The following is a 23,075-nucleotide window of genomic DNA, read 5'->3' as shown; positions in this document are numbered from 1 at the left end:
CATTGGGTTGGAAGGACAAGGGTTTGTTGCCAAAAATTCGAATTGTCCTGGTAGAAACCAGTCACCCGGGAAATATCGGGGCGGTAGCCAGGGCAATGAAAAACATGCAGTTTTATGAGCTCGTACTGGTGTCTCCCAAGCAATTTCCCAGTAGCGACGCCACCGCGCGTGCCGCCGGGGCGGACGACGTGCTGGCCCGGGCGGAGGTATGTGATACCTTGCAAGAGGCGATAGCCGGTTGCCACCTGGTAATCGGCTCTACTGCCCGCCAAAGAACGATTTCGTGGCCGCAAGTGACACCCAGAGAATGTGCCCGTTTATTGGAACAAGAGCCCCCCGGTCATCGGGTCGCTCTGGTTTTTGGCCGGGAGCGTTCGGGATTGACCAATGAAGAACTGGATTTGTGTCACTATTGGCTGCATATTCCCTGCAATCCAGGTTACAGTTCGTTAAATCTTGCCGCTGCGGTTCAAATTATGGTGTATGAGTTGCACCTGACCCGTGCGGTGGTGGCGGAAAAAACGCCGGAGCCAAATTTGTTGGCAACGGCTTCGCAGCTGGAATCTTTCTATGGGCATTTGCAGCAAACCCTGCAGGACATCGGTTTTCTCCATCCCCGCAAGGCGCCATCCATTATGCGGCGGCTCCGGCGTTTGTTTGGCCGGGTGCGTTTGGAAAAAAAAGAAGTGGATATTTTGCGTGGGATTTTAACGGCGGCTCAACACAGCAAAGGGACAAATAAATCATGCTAAATTGCCTGGCTAACTTCTGGACCCGGATCAAAGAAGACGTCAATTGTGTGTTTGAAAGAGATCCCGCTGCCCGCAATTGGCGGGAAGTGGTCACCGCCTATCCTGGCGTGCACGCCATTTGGTTTCACCGGCTGAGCCATTGTTTATGGCGGAACAAATTTTTTTGGTTGGCCCGCTTTTTTTCCCACATTGCCCGTTGGCTGACAGGCATAGAAATCCATCCCGGCGCCAGCATCGGGCGGCGCTTTTTCATCGATCACGGCATGGGCGTCGTTATCGGGGAAACGGCGGTGATTGGCGATGACTGTACCCTGTATCACGGCGTCACCCTGGGGGGGACCAGTTGGAAGAAAGGCAAACGCCATCCTTCCTTGGGAAATAATGTGGTAGTAGGCGCCGGCGCTAAAATTTTGGGACCCATCAAAGTAGGCAATCATGCCCGTATCGGCTCCAATTCCGTGGTGTTGAAAGACGTTCCAGACGGTGCCACAGTGGTGGGCATTCCCGGTCACGTGGTCAATGCGGACCGCAAAGCCAGCGCCGCCCAGCGCGAAGCCATTGCCAGCCGGATTGGTTTTGACGCTTATGGGATGGCGCCGGAAATGCCCGATCCCGTGGCCTATGCGATCAACCACATGCTGGATCATATCCAAGCTCTCGACAAACAAGTGGAAGAATTGCGCCAGGCCTTGGACAAGGCTGGTATTTCCTTGCCGGAAAGACCCTTGCCACCACTGGAAGCGTGTGCGCTGCGGGACAGTAATGATAATGCTTCTAAATAATTGACTGAATTACTAGGGATTGGTTATAGTGATTTCACTTGAAATTGTAAGTGAATTTAAAACGGAGTTTTACCGTGCGATTGACCACCAAAGGCCGTTATGCAGTCACGGCAATGCTGGATTTGGCCTATCACAGCAGCCAGAAACCGGTGGCTTTAACCGATATTGCCAAGCGTCAGGATATTTCCCTTTCCTATTTGGAACAACTGTTTGCCAAACTGCGCCGGGCCGGAATGGTCACGGGTGTGCGAGGGCCAGGGGGCGGTTATCAATTGAGCCGGTCGGCTCATGAAATCAATATCGCCGAGATTATTACCGCAGTGGATGAGACTCTGGATTCCACCCGCTGCGGGGGGAAAGGCAATTGTCAAAATAATCAGCCGTGCCTGACGCATGAACTATGGATGGGATTGAGCGAGCAAATCCGCGATTATTTATCGGGAATCAGCCTTGGGGATTTATTGTCCCGCCATGACATTCAACAAGTTGCCAACCGCCAGGACCGTGACATGAAGGAATCTTCTGTGGGAGAAGAAGAATCTGTCCATTGAAGACATGATTTATTTTGATCACAACGCCACGACACCCATGGATGAGCGGGTAATGGCGGCGATGGAACCTTTCCTGTCCAAATATTATGGCAACCCTTCTTCTCTGTATCGATGGGGACGGGTGGCCCGGGACGCTATTGAACAGGCCCGCGCCCAAGTTGCTTCGTTAGTCAATGCCCAGCCGAGTCAGGTTGTTTTCACCAGCGGTGGTACCGAAGCCAATAATCTTGCGCTGCAAGGCAGGATGAGAAAATTCCCGGGCGGCAAGTTGGCAGTCAGCGCCATTGAACATTCATCCGTGCGCGAAACCGCCCTAGGACTCCAACAACAGGGATGGCAGGTAAGTTTTATCCCGGTCAATGCCTCCGGCGTGATTGCCATTGATGCCCTGGACGAACTGCTCATCGGTGGGGATGTCCAATTAGTATCGTGCATGGCGGCCAATAATGAAACAGGCGTTGTGCAACCGCTTGCCGAGTTGGCGCTAACCGCCCGGCGGCACGGCGTGGTTTTTCATACCGACGCGGTACAAGCAACCGGAAAAATGCCGTTGAATTTCTCTGACACCGGCGCCCGGATGATGACTTTGTCCGCCCACAAAATTTATGGTCCCAAAGGAGCGGGGGCGCTGATTCTGGACTCCAAATTGGAACTGATGCCTCTGCAGTATGGAGGTGGGCAGGAGCAAGGACTTCGTGGCGGCACGGAAAACGTTGCCGCGATTGTCGGCTTTGGTAAGGCCGCGGAAATCATCATACAGGAAAGGGAAGCGCACTCGGCACATGTGTTCGATCTGCGCCAGCAATTGGAGGCGGGATTGAAGGGAATTCCAGGTGTTACCCTGTTTGCCGAACAAGCCCGCCGCTTGCCCAATACCCTCCAGTTTGGGGTCAATGGCGTGGACGGGGAAATGCTGGTGATGGCCCTGGACCGGGAAAATATCGCGGTATCCAGCGGCTCGGCTTGTGCCAGCGGCGGTTCGGAGCCCAGCCACGTGCTGTTGGCGATGGGGGTGGAAGAAACCCTGGCCCGAAGTGCCGTCCGGGTGAGTTTGGGAAAGGATAATACCCCATTGGAGGTGGAGCAATTTTTGGCATCTCTGCAAGGAATTTTACGGTCTTTTGGGGTTATTTAGTCAAGCCATAAGGTAAATATTTAAGGAGACGTTATGTCCATTCGATTGACTGAAAATGCCGCCCGCCGTATCCGCGACCAATTGGCCAAGCGGGGCAAAGGGATTGGTTTGCGTCTGGGCATCAAAGTGGCGGGATGCTCGGGCTATTCCTACGTCATTGATTACGCTGATGCGATTGAAGCCGATGACGTGGTTTTCGAGGATCATGGCGTAAAAGTGGTCGTCAAGAGGGAAGATCTGGACTACCTGGAAGGGTTGGAAGTGGACTACCGCCGCGAGGGTTTGAACGAGGCTTTTCAGTTCAATAACCCAAAAGCCAAGGCCACGTGCGGGTGTGGCGAAAGTTTTACCGTATAAAGCCGATAAAGCGTCTCTAATTTCCTGCATTCCCGGTTAAAAACATTCGGGAAAAATTCCTATTTAATCTTAACGTGGGATTGATTATTCTCCTCCCATTTTGAAAACATTGTGGAGGAGCAATTGATGATGAGGCGCCTATGGATTTGGGGAGGGCTGATAGGCATCCTTGCCTTGTCTGCCAAGGCTGAAGAAGCGGTGAAATTGGAGACCCTCGAAGTGACTGGTATGACGCCTTTGGGAGCCGGCAGCGTTCCTTTGGACCGGCTGCCGTCCAATGTCCAATTAGTTACTGGCGAGGATCTGGAAGAAACCCATAGTTTTGCCCTGAGTGACTACATGCGCAATTATCTGGGCAGCGTTTCCGTTAACGACGTTCAAAGCAATCCTTTCCAACCCGATGTGCAATACCGTGGGTTTACCGCCTCGCCTTTACTGGGGTTGCCTCAGGGGCTGACCGTGTATGTGAATGGCGTCCGTTTTAATGAGCCTTTCGGCGATATGGTCAATTGGGATTTGATTCCCGAAGGCGCCATCGACCATATGGCGCTGCATCCAGGCTCAGATCCCGTTTATGGACTCAATAGCCTGGGAGGCGCCATTGTAATTCGCACCAAGACCGGGTTTTCCTTTTCCCGCCATCAAGTGGAAGGGCTGGCGGGCTCTTGGGGCCGGCATTCCACGGAACTGTCCAGCGGTGCCAACAATGGCACCTTGGGCTATTTTGTGCATCTGCGAAATTTTCAAGAAGAGGGCTGGCGGGAAAGATCTCCCACCCATGTGCGTCAGGCATTCGGGGTGCTCAGTTGGCGCAATGACATAGCCCAACTGAACTTGACCCTATCGGGCACGGATAACGAGCTTATCGGCAATGGCGCGGTACCGATACAGTTACGCGCCTTGGATCACGATGCGATCTTCACCCACCCCGACCGAACCATCAACCGATTGTTTTTCTCCAATTTGGACGGCAATGTATGGGTCAATGACAAGATTCAAATTTCCGGCAATGCTTACTATCGCTTGAATAAAAACCGAACATTCAATGGGGATGATACCGATTTTGAAGAATGTCAAGAACCGCAACACACAGGATTCATGTGCCAGGAAGGAGACGATGAAGAATCAGTCGCCCTGGATGTGGCGGGCAATCCCATTCCCGCCAGTCCGGCTGTGGACTCGGCCACCAACAATTTCAGCAAGACCCGCCAGCGGGGCTATGGGGCGGCGATTCAAAGTGCTTTTCTTTATGATTTGTTTGGCATGGAGAATGATTTTGTCGTGGGTTTCAGTTTTGACCAGGCGCAAATCCATTTCCAATTTGATACCGAATTGGCGCGCTTGACCGAGAGCAGGGGCACTTTTGGCAGCGGAATTTTGGTCAAAGATGCCCGGGTAAGGTTGGCCAGTGAAGTAACGCATTACGGTGCTTATTTTATCGAGCAACTGCAACCTATCGACGGCCTGACCCTGATGGCATCTGGGCGCTACAACGCCAGTCATCTTGTTTTGCAAGACAAATTTGGAAAAGCACTGAACGGCGCCCATACCTTCGACCGTTTCAATCCCGCCGCGGGATTGACTTACCAATTCATGCCCGAACTGACTGTGTACGGCCGTTACAGCGTCAGCAACCGGGCACCGACAGTGGTGGAGCTGACCTGCGCCGATCCCGAAGACCCCTGCAAACTGCCCAATGCCTTCATTGCCGACCCGCCCTTAAAACAGGTAGTGGCGAAAACCTGGGAAGCGGGGTTGAGGGGGACCTTGGATGAACTTCGTTTTGCTGATGACTTGCAAGGACGGTTGAATTGGCACACCGGATTTTTTTATACCGAAAATCACGATGACATTATCTTTATCAGCGCTGGTAATCTCACCAGTGAGGGTTTTTTCGACAATGTTGGCAAGACCCGTCGTTTGGGAATGGAGGCGAATTTAACCGGAAGCGTGGATAATGATTTGACCGGCCTGTTTTTTCAGAAAATCCGGTTTGGATTTCACTACACCTTTTTGGACGCGACTTTCCAGACACCTTTCGATGCGCCCAGCCCCAATAATCCCAAGGCACAGGACGGAGTGATCCACGTGGAAAAGGGTGACCGGATCCCGGGCCTGCCGGAGCATATGTTCAAGTTCAATCTGGAAACGGATATAGTGCCTCAGCTAACCTTGGGCATGACCGGGATTTATAACAGCGATCGCTATTTCCGGGGCGATGAGGCCAATCTCAATGACCCTCTTCCTGGTTATTGGGTTTTCAACCTACGCAGCCAGTACCGTTTCAATGACCACGTACAACTATTTCTGCGGGTAGATAACCTGTTTGACAAACACTACAAGACATTTGGGTTGTTTGGTCAGGCAGACGAAGTTTTAGGGGAGGATTTTGACGATCCGCGTTTCGTTGGACCTGGTGCGCCCCGCGCCTATTGGGGAGGGATAAGGCTTAGCCTGTAAACGCAACTTAAAGCTTGTCACAGCATAGAAAAAAGCCCGCTTATCGCGGGCTATTTTTATTCTTATTTTTATTTAAATAATCTGTTCGCTAATATGTTTTAGCGTACATGACAGTTTTATTATTATTGTTATCCGGCTTGACAGGGTACTCCTCCTCTTTGACGCAGCGTCTGCGTTGTTCCCTGCAGCACGTGAGAGAGTTTAATCCAAAAAAATTGCCAAGTCCAAAGAAAATTGTAGCTTGACTCATGAATCCATGATGAATCAATTAGATAGAAAAAACCAGTCCGGATATTTCACCAGCATTCCGGATGATGGCGCAGGACAGGTGCGGTTGGACGCCCTGGAATAACCAAATCGCCGGAAGTGATTTGGGACAGCTCTGCTAGCCCCCTCCGGGGTGTAGGGCAGGATGCCCGAAGTCGGCTGGTGAAATATTCGGGCTAAACTTAGCTTGGGAGATGAAAGATTCTCCTGTTATCCTCAATATCATTTTGATTCAAGGAATCCATTCCATGGCTGAAAGTTTCCATTTCAAATATCTTAAACCCCTCCATTTCAATCCATGCCGTCAATCTGATGTTGCGGGTATTTTATTGGATGTACATGAAATTCTTTCCGCCGCGAAAAAGCCGACTGAATTTCAAGAAGCTGTTTTGAAGCTGGTGCGATGTCCTTGGTCCAATGAGTTGCTCGATCTCAGCGAGCAGATTTTTCTTAAGCTGGTTACATGGCAACAAGACTTTCTTGAAGAGAATTCTGACACGGCATTTCCCTTAAACAATCACCTGCGCGAATCTATTGAAGAATTTTTGGCGGTCTGGCAAAAGCTGGGAGCTGTTTATTCCCATTGGCTACAGGGAGAATCCCAACAGCGCAAAAAACCGCAAGCTTTTTTATTGCTTAGATTGTTCGAGACTTTGTATCGAACTTTATCGCTACGGGCTTTCTTCCATTGGCAACTGCCTGAGAATATTTGGCGCGACATTCATAGTGTCTATCGCTTGGCTGGAGAAAGGGACATTATTTCGCTGTCAACCAAGCTGCCAGGTCTCCGCCATGGCAAACGGACCGCCCTGGAAAAAAGGTATAAACAAAGTTTGCTCCTGGGCTTGGCCGAACCTTTTGCCCTGCTGCCCCGGGAAATCAGACTGCTTGAAGCCCTTATGGAAAAATGGGCGCCATTGTTGGTGTTAGAATCCACGGTGGGCATGGGATGGCGCATTCACTTTAATGAAGATGTCCCCGCGGTATGGGCGGATGACGATAGTAGCTTGCGAATCAATTTTTCCAGCCTAGTGAAACTCCTCAAAGAACACAGGGCATTTGCTTCCAAGGTGGGCCGGTTTGAGTATTGGGAGCAAGAAAGCAATGAAACGTTATCTTTGGATTTGTTGGATCAACTGGTCCAAAGCTGGTTGGGTGCCGAGCCTGAAATTGAACAACCGCCCGAGCGATGTCATCTGGTTGCGGGCTTCAAGCCGGTCTTTCAGTATTTGGCGCAAGAAGAAAAGCCTTCAATATGGATGGCGATGGGTCAAGGAGAATGGCTAGAATGCCATGTAACGCTTGGATCGCTACAAATAGGCGATCTCGTAGGCATTATTACCAATGATCTATTGGATCATTTGGCCGTGGTGGCGCAGTTGAAGCAAACGGAAACGGATTTGGATTCCGTATTGTTGAAATTGCAACCGTTACTTCACGAAGTGACACCGGTTGGCGTTCAGCCTTTGGTCACTATTCAAAAACTCCAGACCTATCAACGAGGCTTGCTCGGCAAGATAGAAGGCAGGGATGTGCTATTGCTGCAACAGCAGCCTGTTGAAGCGGGGACCATGATTAGAGTCCTGCGAGAGGACATGGCATACCCTGTCAAGCTGGAGGAAAAAGCAAATCCTGCCCGGGGGGTACTTCAGTTCACTTGCCGGATTGGGGTGAATGAGCATCCGTCCCAATAGGCGATACCTGGGAAACTGCTTTCACACTTCCTTGAGATTAGCCTATAAATGCAGGCCAGTGCGGGCTATTGGATGCCATAGGGTTTAAAAGAAATATTGCAATTCCGCTTGCAGGTAATTTTCCTTGCGGAAGAAATAAGCCGGATCTTTGGGGTCCACATTGGTAAATCCACGCATTTCCAGATACACCTTCCAGCGGTCGCCAATTCGGCGGCTGGCTTCCACATTGTAGAAAGTTGTGGCATTGTCGAGATCGATAGTGGCGCCAGCAAGAAGTTCAGTCCCTTGTACGTCATTGAGCGCCAAGCGGGTGCCCACAAAAATATCCTCTTCAAAAGGGACAAAATTAAGCAAGGGAAAATTATTATCGCGGGTATCGTGGAGATACTCCATTAAAAAACCCAGGTCAGCGCCGGTTGAGAAAACTCCGCTAAAAGTGTATTCGAAGCCTGCGGTGAGCTGTTGGAAGCGCTTGCCCTGGCCGGAACGGGTGAAAGCTTCTAGCTTCCACAGCCAATTGCCGGTGACCCCTTGTATATCCACACCAATTTGATTGATGATTTCGTAGATGGGACGCAGATTCACTGGCCGCCCGAATCGATCAAACCCCATCTTGAACCTGGGACGACGCGTGACCCCTCTGAAATATACGACTCCCACATCCCAATAGCCAAAGGTTCTGGCCCAGCGTACCGCAAAGTCCTGATGAAACTGATTGGCGCTGCCCCGGTAATCGCTGGAGTCGCTGATATGCAGGCGGCCGAATTGTGCCGGGATGGAAGGGCGCAAACGGCCTTTCTTCCCGGGAAAGGTTCTTTGGCGCGAGACGGGTAAATAGAAAAAACTGAAGGTGCCCCATTTCATGCTGCTGTAATCTACGTGCAACATGGGTTGCCCCAGTTTGTCTTCGGTATCGGAGTTTTCAATCAAATCGGTCTGGTTGATGATATCAATGGTGTGGCGGGATTCGGTGACCCCCCAAAAAATCTTGTCAATGCCGGCGTGGACTGACCAGGGCCCCCAATTCCCGCGCCATATCAGCTCCCGGATATCGAAATGGGTGCGGCGGCTGTCGTGCTGGTCGTAACGCCAAAAGGGTTTGAAGTCGAAGCTTTGATGACCTTCATCCCATGAATATTGAAATTCGGGTTCCAGGCTGAAGGAAATATTGTTGTGGTAACGCATCCCGGGCTCGAGGCCGTGGTCGTGGAAATAACGGTATTCCAGGCCGCTCTTGCCGGCAATTTCAATGGTCTGGCGGGTGGGTTTAGTTTCTTCCGTGTCGGCGAGGTTGCTTTCGCCGTCTTCTTCCAGGATTAATTCCTCTTCGCTTTCAGAATTATCCCCTTCCAGTTCCAGGGTATTTAGTTCTTGCTCGATGAGGGTTTCTTCCCCGCTTTCCTCATCAAAAAGAGCGTTTTCAGCTGTCTCGCTGGCAAAACTGAATGAGGCAGTCAGCAATAACAAGAGTGTTATGACGCCCGAGAACTTTATACTTTTCACCATCAATATCCGTTTTTTTTGTGACCTACGTCAAAGATAGTAGATTTGGTCAAATGTTGATTTTTCCGTCGTTGTTATAAGGATTTGTGGGCGTGGGTTATGCCAAAACATCCGCTTTTCCTGGCCAAGTTCAAAACCCTATTCAAGTATAATACCGGTCAGAGATAAATTAGGCCTGAATTCCCATGTCATCTTCCCCTGTCGATTTTTTACATACTCCACGGGATTTTATCCGTTGGGGGGCCAGTTTGTTCAACGCCAACGGGCTGTTTTTTGGCCACGGGACGGATAATGCGCTGGATGAAGCCGCGGCCTTAGTGTTGCACGCTTTGCATTTGCCTTATGATTTGCCCGATTTCTATCTGGAGGCCCACTTGACGCCGGAAGAAAAGGAGACTGTGATGGCGCTGCTGCAGCGCCGGGTGGAATCACGCAAACCTGCGGCTTATTTGACCCGGGAAGCTTTGTTTTGTGGGCTTTCTTTTTACGTGGACGAACGGGTGCTGGTGCCCAGGTCTCCCATTGGCGAATTGATTGAACAACGCTTTTCTCCCTGGTTGGATGATGTTGTTGTCGGCAGGGTGCTTGATCTTTGCACAGGCAGCGGCTGTATTGCCATTGCTTGCGCTTATGCTTTTCCAGAGGCTCAAGTTGATGCGGTGGATTTATCGGCGGATGTGTTGGCAGTGGCCAAAATTAATGTGGAACGCCATCATCTGGAAGACAGCGTCCAGCTCATTGAATCGGACCTGTTCGATCAACTGCCTGAGAATCGCTATCAACTGATAGTCAGCAATCCGCCCTATGTCAGCCGATCCGAATGGCAGAGTCTGCCCGCGGAATATAAGGCTGAACCCAAAATGGGCTTGGAAAGCGGGAAAGCGGGGCTGGATTGTGTGATCCGAATCCTTCGTCAGGCTGGCGATTATTTAGCGGAAGAGGGTATCTTGGTGGTAGAGGTGGGCAACAGCGCCGATGCGCTTAGAAAGCGCTTTCCACAAGTGCCTTTTCTGTGGATGGAATTTAACCGGGGTGGCGAAGGCGTATTTTTGCTCACGGCATCCCAAGTGCAACAATATCGAAATATATTCAAATAGGAAGGCGGAATGTCAGGCAATAGCATTGGTAAATTATTCACGGTCACTACTTTTGGCGAAAGTCATGGTCCCGCGCTCGGTTGTATTGTGGATGGCTGTCCGCCGGGGCTGGCATTGACCGAAGCGGATCTGCAAAAAGATCTGGACCGGCGCCGGCCGGGGAAATCCCGCCACACCACCCAGCGCCGGGAACCGGATCAAGTGAAAATTTTATCCGGCGTCTTTGAAGGCAAAACCACCGGTACCCCCATCGGCCTGCTTATCGAAAATACCGATCAGCGTTCCAAGGATTACACCAACATTGCCGATCGCTTTCGGCCTGGCCACGCCGATTACGTCTACACCCAAAAATACGGGTTTCGCGATTACCGCGGCGGCGGGAGATCCAGCGCCCGGGAAACCGCCATGCGGGTGGCGGCGGGAGCGATTGCGAAAAAATATCTGCAAGACCGCTTAGGGGTTACAATCCGGGGCTATCTTGCCCAGCTCGGTCCATTGGCGCTGGATTTTGTTGCCTGGGATGCGGTAGAGGAAAACCCTTTTTTCTGCCCCGATCCCAATCGGGTTGAAGAACTGGAAGCCTTCATGGACGCGCTGCGCAAGTCCGGGGATTCGGTGGGCGCCAAAGTCTCAGTGATTGCCACCGGCGTGCCTCCCGGTTGGGGGGAACCGGTCTTTGACCGCCTCGATGCGGAGTTGGCCCACGCTTTAATGAGTATCAATGCGGTCAAGGGAGTGGAAATCGGCAGCGGTTTTCAATGTGTGGCAGCGAAAGGCACCGAATTCCGTGACGAAATGACGCCAGAAGGTTTTTTGAGCAATCATGCCGGCGGCATATTGGGGGGTATTTCCACCGGTCAGGACATTGTGGCCCATATTGCCCTCAAACCCACTTCCAGCTTGAGGCTGCCGTGCCGCGGTATTGATATCCATGGCCAACCGGTGGAGGTGGTCACCAAAGGCCGGCACGATCCTTGTGTCGGCATCCGGGCCACCCCCATCGCCGAGGCCATGGTGGCGATTACCTTGATGGATCATTGTCTGCGTCACCGGGCCCAGAATCTGGAGGTGACGCCTCCCCTGACGCCGATTCCCGCTTCACCGGATTAACCCGGATATTTCACCAGCCGGATTCTGGCTTTTCCATAATTAACTGATTTTTATACATAAAATGCTTAAGGTTGATGATTTCCACGAAATCCAATTTGGATTCAGCCCGAATCCTATCCCGGCCCTGGCTTGTCCAGGCACGCCTGGGCTTGGGCTTCCTTCAAGCCATAGCTACGGCTATGGCATTCAGTCCAGCCCGGCGCCCAGACGCACCTGTCCTGCGCCATCATCCGGGATGCCGGTGAAATATCCGGGTTAAACTTTGGCAGTGAATCCCTCCACGGTGCCCTATGGGCGGTTGTCGGCCTTTTATTTCTTTTACTTCGCGACCCTGGGTGCTTTTTTGCCCTACTGGGGTTTGTATTTAAAGGGGTTGGGTTATAGCGCCTTGGAGATTGGCACGGTGCTGGCCTTGCTTTCCGCCACTAAAGTGGTGGCGCCCAACATCCTGGGATGGTTGGCGGACCATAGTGGCAGGAGAATCACCTGGATCCGCTGGACGTGTTTGTTGGCCGCGGGGTTGTTTTTGGGGATTTTTGAGGTCCACGGCTACCGGGAGATGCTGCTGTTGACCACGGCATTCGGGATGTTTTGGAGCGCGGCGTTGTCTCAATTTGAAGCCGTCACCCTGGCCCACTTGGGGGGTAATAGCCGTCACTATCCCTGGGTGCGCCTTTGGGGATCGCTGGGGTTTATCGCGGCCGTCTTGGGGTTGGGTTTTGCCCTGGAGCGCTTCGCCATTGGCTTCCTGCCCCAGGTATTGACGGTGCTTTTATGGTTGATTTGGATGGTATCGCTGATGGTGCCGGAAGCCAAATTCCGCGCCCACTTCACAGATTCAACACCCACTTGGTGGCCATTATTATGGCGCAAGGAGGTCATCGCTTTCTTGCTCGTGGTGTTTTTGGCCCAAGCAGCGCATGGTCCTTATTATGTCTTTTATTCTATCCATCTCAAGGCATTGGATTATTCCGGCCGCTGGATCGGCATGCTTTGGACCTTGGGCGTAGTGGCGGAAATCGTTTTATTTTTGCTGTTGCCAAGGCTGTTTCATTTTTTATCGCCTCGAGCGTTGTTGCTTGCCGGAGTCGGATTGGGATCGGTTAGATGGCTGGCCATCGGCTGGTATGCCCACGTGTTTTGGGTGTTGCTGGCCGCCCAGGTGCTGCATGCGGCAACCTTTGCCGCAACCCACGCGGCGGCCATGCAATTGCTCCCCCGTTATTTTGGGCAAGCCCATCAGGGTAAAGGGCAGGCACTCTACAGTAGCCTGAGCTTTGGTCTTGGCAGTATGGCGGGCAGCTACGCAGCCGGGATGTTTTGGGATCAAGCTGGGGCGCCAGTCGTATTTGCCGGCGCCGCCGTGACCTGTCTGTTGGCGCTATCCATTGCGCTGCGCTGGGTGTGGGGTTACGGAGCATTGAGCCAATAGTGCACGGCAATACTGGCGGCATAGGCGAGCAAAATCACCGGAAACCAACGCAAGTGAGACAAGGAGGTATAATATTCACGGGCTTGACCCAACATGGCGACCCCAGCAGCGGAGCCTACGGCCAGCAACGAGCCGCCCACGCCTGCTGTTAGCGTTACTAATTGCCATTGAAATAGATCCATTTTAGGTTCCATGTGCAGCACTGCCAGCATGACCGGGATGTTGTCCACCACTGCTGACAGTAAACCGACAATCACATTGGCGGTGGCAGGCCCCAGTCCTTCATAGATTTCCTGGGATGCCAAACTCAGAAAACCGAGAAAGCGCAGGCCACCCACAGCGAAGACGACGCCAAAGAAAAATAGCAAAGTATCCCATTCCACATCGCGCATCTGATGGAAAATATCGAAACTTTCCTCCGGCTTGAAACGGTCAAGATGATAGGCGTACAGAAGCAGACACGCCAAACCCGCCATCATCCCCAGATAAGGGGGTAAGTGAAAAATTTGCTCGAAGATAACAGCGATGACAATGGTGAACAGAAACAAACCGCAAATTATCCAAGTCCCCTTTTTCAGGGTAACCCCAGCGCTTTCATCAGGAATCTGCGGGCTGCCGACTGGAATCGCCCAATGGGCACAAATTGCCGGAATGAGGAAATTGACCAGTGCGGGCAGCATCAACGGAAAAAACTGAAAGAAATTGACTTTATCATCTTGCCAGACCATCAATGTCGTGATGTCGCCAAAGGGGCTGAATGCCCCGCCCGCGTTGGATGCAATGACGGCAATCAGGCAAGTGAGCGTAATAAAGCGCGGACTTTGGCGGCCAATCATCAAGACAACAGAACTGACCACAAGCACGGTGGTTAAATTATTGACTACAGTTGAAAGAAGAAAGGTCAATATGCCCAATACCCAAAACAACATGCGGTAGCTCATGCCCCTTTGGGCAAGCCAGCCACATAAGACCTTGAAGGTATTGCGTTCGTCCAGAACGTTGACATAAGCGGTTGCCACCAGGAGAAAGAGGAACAATTCGGCATATTCCACTAGCTCTGCACGTAAAAAGGCGTTAACTTGGGTTTCGGGAATGCTGTACTGTTGGCTGAGCACAGAAATCAATACCCAAATCATTGCCGCGCAAAACAGCAACGGCTTGGATTTTTCCATGCTGATGACTTCTTCCAGCATGACCAGGACATAGGCTAGTACAAAGAGCCCCAGACAAATCCATGCAATCGGCGTATTGATCAGATTTCCAGGGCTGTGGACGTGTGCTTCTTTGGCGGCCAGAGTGAAAGGAAGCATGAAAACCAACAAGGTAAGCAGCAAGCGACGCATTGTTTTTCTCCTTCTTTGAGAGCCTAAGATGGTTATGCATTATAGCGTTAATGGAAAAAAGGACAGGCGGGCAAACTTAGTATTTCATGGGCTGGTTTGCCTGCTGCTGATCAACCCTCTCTTTGCTTTTGGCACCACTGTGACAATTGAGCGTCAGCGCCTATTGTATCTGGCGGCGGAGCAGGCATTGAAAAGTGATAACCCCGCCGAATTCGACCGGCTGGTAGTCCAGTTAAAACAGTACCCGCTTTATCCTCATCTCCTCTATCAAAAGTATCAAACTTATCCCGGGAAAATCAGAGAGATGGATGATTTTCTAAAGACCTATTCCCAAACTCGCTATGCCTGGCCAGTACGTAGACGAATGCTCCAATATCTGGCGGAAAAAGGCCGGTGGCGGGACTATTTGAAGCATTATCAAGTTAGCAAAAATGTGAGCCTTCAGTGTCACTACTACTGGGCCTTGCATGAAACCGGTAACCTAAAACAGGCGTGGCGGGGCGCCCGCAGGCTTTGGCTTGCGGGCCGCTCTCAGCCTGATGCTTGTGATCCGTTGTTTTCCGCCTGGCGACAAGCTGGAGGGTTGACGCCGGATTTGGTATGGCGGCGTTTTTTAATGGCTATGGAAAACAATCAAGCGCGGCTGGCGGCTTATCTAAAAAAGCTGCTGCCAGAGGTTTATCAATCCCGGGCGACGCGCTGGCTTGAGGTGCACAATCATCCAGAGAAAATTTTATGTGATCCAAGCGCCTTCGCGGGCATCTCCCAAGGTCGAATATTCGCCCATGGCATCCGCCGCCTGGCACGCAAGGACTTGGAAGCTGCCATCGATTTATGGCAACAATGGCGCCCCAAACTCAAGTTGGAGAGGGAAGAACAAGCCAAAGTCAAACGGTTTCTAGGTTTAAGGCTGGCTTGGGCTAATGACCCCAGAGCATGGCAGTGGTTGGGTGAGATCCCGCAGCTTTATCAGAACCGGTCAAGCCGTTTCTGGCGTATCCGTGCGGCCTTGCGGGCTCAGAATTGGCATGGGGTGAAACAATCCATCCTGCAACTGGAGCCCGGGGATAGGGAGCGGGAAATTTGGAGATATTGGCTGGCGCGCGCAGAAGAAGCGACTCACGGCAAGGATGCCGCCCGTGAAATCTATCAACCCTTGGCCTTGAAAGCCAATTTCCATGGTTTTATGGCGGCCGACCGTTTGCGGACGGATTACGCCATTGCTCACCGGGCAATTCAACCTTCGACAGATAGAGTGGCTCAATTGGCCTCAAGTCGTTCCATCAAAGCTATCCGGGAGTTTCTGGCGCTGGACCGTTATCGGGAGGCGCGGCGGCAGTGGTGGTATTTGCTCAGCCTTCTCGATTCTGAAGGGTTGCTGGCCGCCGCCCAAATCGCCCAACGCCAGGGCTGGCACCAAATGGCCATTTTTGCGCTGGCCAATGCCAAGCACTGGGATGATTTGGAGGTGCGTTTTCCACTGTATTATCTGGAACCTGTCACCAAATATGCCCACTCTCATCAGCTGGCTCCGGCCTTTGTCTATGGCATCATCCGCCGGGAAAGCGCCTTTGATGACAGGGCATCTTCACCCGTGGGCGCCCGCGGGTTGATGCAATTGATGCCCGCGACCGCCAGAAGAGTGGCCCGCAAGCTCAATCAGCGCTTGGGGTCTGTTTCGGCGCTGGAGAATCCCGATACCAATATCCGTTTGGGCACCGCCTATTTTCGCTCCTTGCTGGAAAGATTTGCAGGTCATTTCGTTCTGGCTACCGCCGCCTACAATGCCGGTCCTCATCGGGTGGCGCGTTGGCTACCGGAAAATCAAAGCCTGCCGGCCGATATTTGGATTGATACCATTCCTTTCCGGGAAACCCGCCGTTACGTTCGTGCTGTTTTGGCTTATGCCATGATTTATCAAAAGCGGTTGAATGATGCAGGCCGGCGGATCAGCGACTACCTTGAACCAGTCCCTGTTCGTCAGGCGCCAGAGAAAAAGGGGAAAGGGATTATTGCAAAATGTTCTTTCCCGCCGGCCCAAATCGCAAAGCGGTAAATTTTGTTGCTCACCGCAGAGGCGCAGAGAACGCAGAGTTTTTCTAATCTACTGTTTTTGTGATGGTGGAATGCATCTCTTAAAGTGAAATGTGGAAATAAGCGCCCATATCAGTAATAAATTTTTCTCTGCGTTCTCTGCGCCTCTGCGGCGAACAATTACCCCTTTGCTTATACGAAATTTTGGCAAAGTGCTTTTCTTGAAGTACCTTTTATCTCCCGCTTGTAAGATAATATCCTGTCTTTTGGATTGTTAAAGTGGCACCTGATGAAAAATAAGCAAAATAGTTTTACCTATGAGGAGTTACTCCAGTGCGCCCGGGGAGAGTTGTTTGGGCCTGGGAATGCCCAGTTGCCGGCACCGCCCATGTTAATGTTCGACCGGATTACCCATATCAGTGATGAAGGGGGCACTTATGGAAAGGGGGAAGTGGTTGCGGAACTGGATATCAAGCCAGATTTATGGTTTTTTGACTGTCATTTCCCAGGCGATCCAGTGATGCCGGGGTGTTTGGGGTTGGATGCCATGTGGCAGTTGGTGGGTTTTTTTCTCGGTTGGCTCGGCGCGCCGGGCAGGGGTAGGGCGCTGGGAGCGGGAGAGGTTAAATTCCGCGGTCAGGTGTTGCCCACTAACCAACTGGTGATCTATAAGGTAAATTTCAAACGGGTGATGCTGCGTCAATTGGTGATGGGCATCGCGGATGCAAGTCTGGCGTGTGATGGCCGGACAATTTATGAGGCCAAGGACTTGCGTGTAGGTTTGTTTACTTCGACAGACGCTTTCTAGGAGGAAGCATTGTATGAGACGGGTAGTCATTACAGGTTATGGGATAGTTTCAAGTATCGGCAATAACCGGCAAGAGGTTTTGGATTCCTTGCGGCAAGGCCGCAGTGGCATTGAGTTTTGTGAAGAATATAAAGCCTTGGGGATGCGCAGTCATGTGTATGGTCCTGTCAGACTGGACCCCAGCGAGCTGATTGACCGCAAGATTTACCGGTTTATGGGAGATGGCGCTGCCTATAATTACCTTGCCATGCAGGAAGCCATTGCCCAAGCCGGTTTGCAGGATAAAGATATCTCCAATGAACGCACCGGGATTGTCATGGGCTCCGGGGGACCCTCCACCAAGGATATTGTTGAAGGCGCGGAGATTTTACGTACCAAAGGGATTAAACGGGTTGGCCCTTACCGGGTGCCGCGGATTATGTCGAGCACCCATTCCGCCTGCCTTGCCACGCCGTTTAAAATCAAAGGAGTCAACTATTCCATCAGTTCCGCGTGTTCCACTAGCGCTCACTGTATCGGCCATGGCGCCGAATTGATTCAAATGGGCAAACAGGATGTGATTTTCGCCGGCGGTGGAGAAATGATCCACTGGACCTTGACCTTGAGCTTCGATGCCATGGGTGCCTTGTCGAGCAAATACAATGACCGGCCACAGCAAGCCTCCCGCGCCTACGACGCCAACCGGGATGGCTTCGTCATTTCCGGGGGCGCGGGCGTGGTCGTGCTGGAAGAACTGGAACACGCCCAGGCCCGGGGCGCCAATATTATTGCCGAAGTCGTCGGATACGGGGCGACGTCCGATGGTTACGACATGGTGCAACCTTCTGGTGAGGGCGCAGTGCGTTGCATGCGCCAGGCCATGGCGACGGTCAAAGACAAAATCGACTATATCAATGCCCACGGCACTTCCACCCCGGTGGGCGATATCCGGGAGCTGGAAGCCATGAAGGAAACCTTCGGCAGCGAGATTCCTCCGCTGAGCTCCACTAAGTCTCTCACCGGCCACGCGTTGGGCGGCGCTGGGGTGATGGAAGCGATTTATTCGCTGTTGATGATGGAAAACAACTTCATCGCCGCTTCCGCCAATATCGAAAATCTTGATCCGGGCGCGGAAGGTTTCCCCATCGTCCGTGAGCGGATGGATAACGTGACCTTGAATACGGTAATGTCCAATAGCTTTGGCTTTGGCGGCACCAACGCTACTTTGATCTTGCAACGTTATCAGGACCAATGACCGAAACCGCCCGCCAATTTGCCATGCTGACAGGGCGTCAGCGCTACGAGTTTAACAAACTGCAAAAGCGTTTGCGCCGTAACGTGGGCCAGGCCATCGCCGATTACAACATGATCCAGGATGGCGACAAGGTGATGGTCTGTGTTTCCGGCGGCAAGGATTCTTTTTCCTTGCTGGAAATATTGCTGAATTTGCAGCAAACCGCGCCGGTCCGGTTTGAGGTGGTGGCGGTCAATCTCGATCAAAAACAGCCCGGTTTCCCTGAAACCGTCCTGCCCGAATATTTTCAGCAACGCGGTATTGCCTATCACATCATCGAGCGGGACACTTACAGCGTGGTCAAGGAGATTATTCCCGAGGGCAAGACCACTTGCGGATTGTGCTCCCGTTTGCGGCGGGGCGTATTATATGGCTTTGCCGAAGAGCACGGGTTTACCAAGATCGCTTTGGGTCACCACCGCGATGATATTCTCGAGACCTTTTTTCTCAACTTGTTCTTCGGGGGACGACTCAAAGCCATGCCACCCAAGCTCCTCAGCGACGACAAAAAACATATCGTCATCCGGCCCCTGGCTTATTGCAAGGAGGAAGATATCGCCGCTTATGCCCGGCTGATGGATTTCCCCATCATTCCCTGCAATCTTTGCGGTTCCCAAGATAATCTGCAGCGCCAGGCCATGAAGGCCATGCTGCAAACCTGGGAAAAACGCCACCCAGGACGCCTGGAAACCATATTCCGAGCACTACAAAACGTTTCTCCCTCGCAACTGGCCGATGGCAAATTATTCGATTTTGAGAACCTGGAAAGTATCAGGGAACTTTCCAGCGTATACGAAATATGAAGCTCCCAAGGCCATGGCTGCGGGGCTCGATGGAAACAGATACGTTTCAATTCATCAACTTTTCCAGCTGATACCGGACGCTGGCGACTTTTTCTTGAAAGGATTTTTCCTCTTCACGACTGGCCACGATTTTGAGCACTGAATAAATCCGTGATCTGCCTTTTTCCATGATGGCTTCATGACAGGCTTTCAATGCCTGCATAATGGCATCCCAATCCCCTTCGATATTAGTGCCCATGGCGTGTAACTCTACCTCCAAACCATAATCGGCCAGGATTTTTTCACAGAGAGCAATGTCTTCAGAGAGGTGGGGATCGCCGCCGATGGGAATTAAGGAGAACTCAATTTGAACTTTCATCGGTTAAACTCCTATGGGAAAGTACTAATTTTGACCATCTAATTGATCATTTTACTCGCTACTGGGGGGTAGAAATGTTGGTGACTTTTACAGACTTTGGTTGCCACGGGCCTTATTTAGGACAGATGCAGGCGGTGTTGCGCCGGCAAGCACCGGGCATTGAAGTGATTGATCTGATCAATAATGCACCTGCCACCGATCCCGGTCGCAGTGCCTATCTGTTGGCGGCCCTGGCTCACTGGTGGCCGCAAGATACCGTATTTTTATGCGTTGTGGACCCTGGGGTGGGAAGCGAGCGGCTGCCAGTTGCCTTGAAAGCGGACGGAAAATGGTTTGTGGGACCCGATAATGGATTATTCAACGTGACGGCCCTGAAGGCCTCGAGTCCGGTTTCCTGGTATCAAATTATCTGGCGGCCCGGAAACCTGTCTGCCAGTTTTCATGGCCGCGATTTATTCGCACCAGTGGCAGCCAGGATTGCCAGGGGGGAAGAACACGATTGGCTCCAATCTTGGGCAGGGCCGGATTTGTCCGGGTGGCCAGATGACTTAGCCGAGGTGATTTATATCGATCATTACGGCAATGCCATGACCGGCATAGCCTATCGAGACGAAATGGCAGGCCAGGGGTTAGAAGTTAACAATCAAAAAATTGGTTTTAGTACCACCTTCTCCGGCGTCCCCAAAGGCTCGCCATTGTGGTATCAAAACTCTATTGGGTTGGTGGAGATTGCCGTCAACCAAGGCCGGGCGGACGATGTGCTGAGGCTAAAAATAGGCTCCCGCGTCAAGATGTCAAATTATTCCCAGCCAACAACTTCGTAACCCCGATCCCGCAAGCAGCGGTTCACAAAGTTACGGAACGCCGGGTGAGGTTGAGTCGAGGCAGAAAACAGGCTGCTCAACAATCCCCATGTGGCACCACTGGCAGCACCAATCGCCGCGCCAATTCCCGCACCTCCGGAAATCGCCCCACCTACCGCGCCGCTAGCGGCACCATAAGCAGCGCCTCTAAGTGTTCCCATCGCGCTGCGTTTGCCGACATACTGAAGCCGGGAAGCCCCTGCCTGATTGGCCAGCGTTTTACATTCTTCAAGCGCCGCTTGCAACCCTTCGGGACCTTCCTGTTGATATTGGGCATTGGGATAAACAATGGGCTGGGAAGCGCAGCCCACCATTAAAAGAATTAGTCCCAACATGGCTAATGTTAGAGGTAGGCGCATCGCTATTTCTCTTTCAGGTTAAATAAGCGATATGGTAACCCTATTGTCTTAACCAGAGATGAAGAAAGCGTGGTTATGCTGTTTTACAGTACTGCTATATAGGAAGCCGGGTATGATTGTATCGAATCTTGGGATACTTTATTCCTGCGGCGACCAATTGATTTCTACTTTGGCTTCGTCTCGTAATTGGCTTTGATATTCCTTAAAGGTTAATAAGCCGAATAGTCGGGCCAAGTTTTGTTTTAATCCGCGTTTTTCTTCAGGCTTTAATTTTGCAAAATCGCCTGGGGTGATTTCTTGAATCTGAACAATGGCTGGTTGGCCATTGGCGAGGGTAACTAGTTCGAACACCGGCTTTTCTTGAGTGGGTTTAGGGGCTTTAAAAACTGCATCAGCAATCTCCATGATATCCATGCGGGGAGTGCTGCGGTTGAGGTTTGCGGTTTTTATTTCGAGCTTTTCTCGTTTTGCAATGTCTTCGAGCGTTTTGCCCTGCTTGAGCTGGGTGATCAATTGCTCTGCGCGAGCCTTGGCTTGTTTTTCTGCTTTCTGTTTGCGTATCCGTTCGATGATAGTTTGCTTGAGTTCTTCCAGCGGTTTTAATTGCGCAGGTTGATGCTCCTGCAAATGGATGACAACAATTTTGCCGTCGTCAAGCTCAATAGGTTCGCTATTATTCCCTGCCAGGACATCCTCGCTGAAAGCGGCTTCTCTAATTTTAGGATTGGCGGCAATGCCTTTTCCTTTGCTGCGGGTAAAAAAGTCGGTTTTTTGGATGGATAACTCCATGGCTTGCGCAGCCGGTTCTAGGCTTTGGGGGTTTTCGTAAGCCAGCTGAGCCAATTGTTCTCCCAACTGATAAAACTGATCTTCGGCCTTTAATTTCTGAACCTCTTTGAGGATATCCTTTTTGACAACTTCGAAAGGCTTGATTTTCTCAGGTTTGATTTCTGTCACTTGAATGATGTGGTAACCGAAGGGGGTTTCAACCGGTTCGGAAATCGCGTCTTTCGGGAGTGAAAAAGCGGCTTCTTCAAAGTTCTTTTCCATTAGGCCGCGGCGCACAAAGCCAAGATCCCCGCCTTTGTCTTTTGATCCAGGATCTTCAGAAAACTGCTTTGCCAATTCCGCGAAATCGGCGCCTTGCTCTAACTGTTGCTTGATTTCACGGGCCTTTTCCAATGCTTTTTGTTTTTCCTCCGCGGTGCTTTCCGGAGTGGTGGCAATCAGGATATGTCGGATGCGGCGTTCCTCCGGTGTCGTATAGACCTGTTTTTGCTCTTCATAGTAGTTGCGTAACTCTTCTTCGGAAGGAGTGATGGTTTTAGCGATATCATCGAGGGAAAGGGTTAGGTAGTTGATAGCCACCCGCTCTGGCGTACGGAATTGATCCTGATGCTTTTGATAGAAGTCTTCAATTTCCTGGGGGCTGACTTCGATGTTCTCCTCTGCTAAAGGGAGTACGGCATAAGCGATCTTGCGAGTCTGGTATTGGAGCTGATAAAACTGCTGCGCCTGTGGATCGGTTGCAAAACTGGAATCAATAATACTGCGCCGAAGTTGCTCCAAAATGAGACTGCGACGGACCTGGGCGACGAATTGAGGCACGCTCATGCCTTGTGCCACCAAAAGGCTGCGATACTTTTCTTCGTCAAATTTGCCGTCCGTTTGGAAAAAAGGCAAGGAGCGGATAAATTGAGCTATTTGTGCATTACTGACGGTTAATTTCTTTTTTTCCGCGGCCTGGGCAAGAACCTCGTCGTCAATGAGCCGATCCAAGGCTTGTTTTTTCAGCTCCTCTTCACTGTAGGGGCTTTTGCCCAGATATTGGGCGTATTGTTGTTCGTAGAGGCGCAGCAGATCGCGTTCGAAGAATTCCCGGTCGCCAACCACGGCAATGGGTTGTTCTTTGCCCGTGTCGAAATAATTTTGGATCCCCCAAAGGGCGAAGGGGACGATGATCATAATGAGAATAATCCAGGCAAAAATACCTTGGGCACGGTCTCGAATGGTCTGTAGCATGGCAAATTTCCAAAAGCCAAAGAAAAATAAAAATAGGATTAGGCATAAAAAACCCCGCATTTGCGGGGTTTT

Annotated in this window: 20 protein-coding genes; 15 read left to right on the top strand and 5 right to left on the bottom strand. The window is 51.5% G+C overall.

Annotated elements, in window-relative coordinates; genetic code table 11:
• Nucleotides 1-23 precede the first annotated feature (23 nt).
• The 7 genes from AXA67_04660 (at nt 24) to AXA67_04630 (ending at nt 7,998) form a co-directional block, all read left to right on the top strand.
• Nucleotides 24-752, top strand: coding sequence for a tRNA (cytosine(32)/uridine(32)-2'-O)-methyltransferase TrmJ (locus AXA67_04660; protein ID KXJ41622.1), 729 nt, complete (start codon nt 24-26; stop codon nt 750-752).
• Entirely contained in the window at nt 746-1,534 is a 789-nt protein-coding gene (locus AXA67_04655; GenBank protein KXJ41621.1) for a serine acetyltransferase, read from the top strand. Before AXA67_04660 ends, AXA67_04655 begins: the two co-directional genes overlap by 7 nt.
• 74 nt (nt 1,535-1,608) lie before the next feature.
• On the top strand, nt 1,609-2,085 hold the full coding sequence (locus AXA67_04650; GenBank protein ID KXJ41711.1) for a transcriptional regulator: 477 nt from the start codon (nt 1,609-1,611) through the stop codon (nt 2,083-2,085).
• Between the two features lie 4 nt (nt 2,086-2,089).
• A complete protein-coding gene (locus AXA67_04645; GenBank protein KXJ41620.1) occupies nt 2,090-3,220 on the top strand; it encodes a cysteine desulfurase in 1,131 nt (376 codons plus the stop codon).
• Between the two features lie 33 nt (nt 3,221-3,253).
• Nucleotides 3,254-3,577 carry an iron-sulfur cluster assembly protein IscA gene (locus tag AXA67_04640; GenBank protein KXJ41619.1) on the top strand — a complete coding sequence of 108 codons (324 nt, stop codon included), beginning with the start codon at nt 3,254-3,256 and terminating at the stop codon, nt 3,575-3,577.
• A 129-nt stretch (nt 3,578-3,706) separates the two neighbouring features.
• Complete coding sequence (locus tag AXA67_04635) at nt 3,707-6,037, top strand: energy transducer TonB (GenBank protein ID KXJ41710.1); 2,331 nt, start codon at nt 3,707-3,709, stop codon at nt 6,035-6,037.
• 461 nt (nt 6,038-6,498) lie between these two features.
• Nucleotides 6,499-7,998: a hypothetical protein gene (locus tag AXA67_04630; protein KXJ41618.1), complete on the top strand. Its 1,500-nt coding sequence runs from the start codon at nt 6,499-6,501 to the stop codon at nt 7,996-7,998.
• An 84-nt stretch (nt 7,999-8,082) separates the two neighbouring features.
• Here the strand turns inward: AXA67_04630 and AXA67_04625 are convergent, their stop codons facing one another.
• Nucleotides 8,083-9,465 carry a hypothetical protein gene (locus tag AXA67_04625; GenBank protein KXJ41617.1) on the bottom strand — a complete coding sequence of 461 codons (1,383 nt, stop codon included), beginning with the start codon at nt 9,463-9,465 and terminating at the stop codon, nt 8,083-8,085.
• Nucleotides 9,466-9,686: 221 nt separating this feature from the next.
• Here AXA67_04625 and AXA67_04620 point away from each other — a divergent pair, with 221 nt between their 5' ends.
• The 3 genes from AXA67_04620 to AXA67_04610 all read left to right on the top strand — a co-directional run bounded on the left by AXA67_04620 (nt 9,687) and on the right by AXA67_04610 (nt 13,140).
• Complete coding sequence (locus AXA67_04620; GenBank protein KXJ41616.1) at nt 9,687-10,598, top strand: ribosomal protein L3 N(5)-glutamine methyltransferase; 912 nt, start codon at nt 9,687-9,689, stop codon at nt 10,596-10,598.
• 9 nt (nt 10,599-10,607) lie between these two features.
• Nucleotides 10,608-11,708, top strand: a complete 1,101-nt coding sequence (locus AXA67_04615; protein ID KXJ41615.1) for a chorismate synthase — start codon at nt 10,608-10,610, stop codon at nt 11,706-11,708.
• A 268-nt stretch (nt 11,709-11,976) separates the two neighbouring features.
• Nucleotides 11,977-13,140: a hypothetical protein gene (locus AXA67_04610; protein ID KXJ41709.1), complete on the top strand. Its 1,164-nt coding sequence runs from the start codon at nt 11,977-11,979 to the stop codon at nt 13,138-13,140.
• Here the strand turns inward: AXA67_04610 and AXA67_04605 are convergent.
• Nucleotides 13,119-14,483, bottom strand: coding sequence for a sodium:proton antiporter (locus AXA67_04605; protein ID KXJ41614.1), 1,365 nt, complete (start codon nt 14,481-14,483; stop codon nt 13,119-13,121). The two genes, AXA67_04610 and AXA67_04605, sit on opposite strands and share 22 nt — an antisense overlap.
• Nucleotides 14,484-14,511: 28 nt before the next feature.
• Between AXA67_04605 and AXA67_04600 the strand changes: the two genes are divergently transcribed.
• From AXA67_04600 to AXA67_04585, 4 genes are all read left to right on the top strand, one after another.
• Complete coding sequence (locus AXA67_04600; protein ID KXJ41613.1) at nt 14,512-16,539, top strand: hypothetical protein; 2,028 nt, start codon at nt 14,512-14,514, stop codon at nt 16,537-16,539.
• 267 nt (nt 16,540-16,806) lie between these two features.
• Nucleotides 16,807-17,325: a 3-hydroxyacyl-[acyl-carrier-protein] dehydratase FabA gene (locus tag AXA67_04595; GenBank protein ID KXJ41612.1), complete on the top strand. Its 519-nt coding sequence runs from the start codon at nt 16,807-16,809 to the stop codon at nt 17,323-17,325.
• Between the two features lie 13 nt (nt 17,326-17,338).
• Nucleotides 17,339-18,559 (top strand): beta-ketoacyl-ACP synthase I, encoded by a 1,221-nt coding sequence (locus AXA67_04590; GenBank protein ID KXJ41611.1) that lies wholly within the window; start codon nt 17,339-17,341, stop codon nt 18,557-18,559.
• Between the two features lie 23 nt (nt 18,560-18,582).
• The gene (locus tag AXA67_04585; GenBank protein KXJ41708.1) at nt 18,583-19,401 is read left to right on the top strand and encodes a tRNA 2-thiocytidine biosynthesis protein TtcA; all 819 of its coding nucleotides are present in this window, start codon (nt 18,583-18,585) and stop codon (nt 19,399-19,401) included.
• Between the two features lie 46 nt (nt 19,402-19,447).
• Here the strand turns inward: AXA67_04585 and AXA67_04580 are convergent, their stop codons facing one another.
• Nucleotides 19,448-19,759: a hypothetical protein gene (locus tag AXA67_04580; GenBank protein ID KXJ41610.1), complete on the bottom strand. Its 312-nt coding sequence runs from the start codon at nt 19,757-19,759 to the stop codon at nt 19,448-19,450.
• A gap of 74 nt (nt 19,760-19,833) precedes the next feature.
• Between AXA67_04580 and AXA67_04575 the strand changes: the two genes are divergently transcribed.
• Nucleotides 19,834-20,583, top strand: coding sequence for a hypothetical protein (locus tag AXA67_04575; protein KXJ41609.1), 750 nt, complete (start codon nt 19,834-19,836; stop codon nt 20,581-20,583).
• Here AXA67_04575 and AXA67_04570 read toward each other — a convergent pair.
• The gene (locus AXA67_04570) at nt 20,559-20,981 is read right to left on the bottom strand and encodes a hypothetical protein (GenBank protein KXJ41608.1); all 423 of its coding nucleotides are present in this window, start codon (nt 20,979-20,981) and stop codon (nt 20,559-20,561) included. The genes AXA67_04575 and AXA67_04570 overlap by 25 nt on opposite strands.
• Before the next feature lie 138 nt (nt 20,982-21,119).
• Nucleotides 21,120-23,003, bottom strand: a complete 1,884-nt coding sequence (locus tag AXA67_04565) for a hypothetical protein (GenBank protein KXJ41607.1) — start codon at nt 23,001-23,003, stop codon at nt 21,120-21,122.
• Nucleotides 23,004-23,075 lie beyond the last annotated feature (72 nt).

The organism is Methylothermaceae bacteria B42 (genome assembly GCA_001566965.1).
GTDB lineage: Bacteria > Pseudomonadota > Gammaproteobacteria > Methylococcales > Methylothermaceae > Methylohalobius.
Note: the sequence above shows the minus strand (reverse complement) of the source record. Positions and strands in the feature narration are given on the sequence as shown.

Excerpts from the sequence above, each read along its gene's own strand:
- AXA67_04575 (KXJ41609.1), top strand. The coding sequence starts at position 19,834 with ATGTTGGTGACTTTTACAGACTTTGGTTGCCACGGGCCTTATTTAGGA.
- AXA67_04630 (KXJ41618.1), top strand. The coding sequence starts at position 6,499 with ATGAAAGATTCTCCTGTTATCCTCAATATCATTTTGATTCAAGGAATC.
- AXA67_04580 (KXJ41610.1), bottom strand. The coding sequence starts at position 19,759 with ATGAAAGTTCAAATTGAGTTCTCCTTAATTCCCATCGGCGGCGATCCC.
- AXA67_04605 (KXJ41614.1), bottom strand. The coding sequence starts at position 14,483 with ATGCGTCGCTTGCTGCTTACCTTGTTGGTTTTCATGCTTCCTTTCACT.
- AXA67_04585 (KXJ41708.1), top strand. The coding sequence starts at position 18,583 with ATGCTGACAGGGCGTCAGCGCTACGAGTTTAACAAACTGCAAAAGCGT.
- AXA67_04595 (KXJ41612.1), top strand. The coding sequence starts at position 16,807 with ATGAAAAATAAGCAAAATAGTTTTACCTATGAGGAGTTACTCCAGTGC.
- AXA67_04570 (KXJ41608.1), bottom strand. The coding sequence starts at position 20,981 with ATGCGCCTACCTCTAACATTAGCCATGTTGGGACTAATTCTTTTAATG.
- AXA67_04635 (KXJ41710.1), top strand. The coding sequence starts at position 3,707 with ATGAGGCGCCTATGGATTTGGGGAGGGCTGATAGGCATCCTTGCCTTG.
- AXA67_04620 (KXJ41616.1), top strand. The coding sequence starts at position 9,687 with ATGTCATCTTCCCCTGTCGATTTTTTACATACTCCACGGGATTTTATC.
- AXA67_04615 (KXJ41615.1), top strand. The coding sequence starts at position 10,608 with ATGTCAGGCAATAGCATTGGTAAATTATTCACGGTCACTACTTTTGGC.
- AXA67_04600 (KXJ41613.1), top strand. The coding sequence starts at position 14,512 with ATGGTTATGCATTATAGCGTTAATGGAAAAAAGGACAGGCGGGCAAAC.
- AXA67_04640 (KXJ41619.1), top strand. The coding sequence starts at position 3,254 with ATGTCCATTCGATTGACTGAAAATGCCGCCCGCCGTATCCGCGACCAA.
- AXA67_04565 (KXJ41607.1), bottom strand. The coding sequence starts at position 23,003 with ATGCTACAGACCATTCGAGACCGTGCCCAAGGTATTTTTGCCTGGATT.
- AXA67_04645 (KXJ41620.1), top strand. The coding sequence starts at position 2,090 with ATGATTTATTTTGATCACAACGCCACGACACCCATGGATGAGCGGGTA.
- AXA67_04590 (KXJ41611.1), top strand. The coding sequence starts at position 17,339 with ATGAGACGGGTAGTCATTACAGGTTATGGGATAGTTTCAAGTATCGGC.
- AXA67_04655 (KXJ41621.1), top strand. The coding sequence starts at position 746 with ATGCTAAATTGCCTGGCTAACTTCTGGACCCGGATCAAAGAAGACGTC.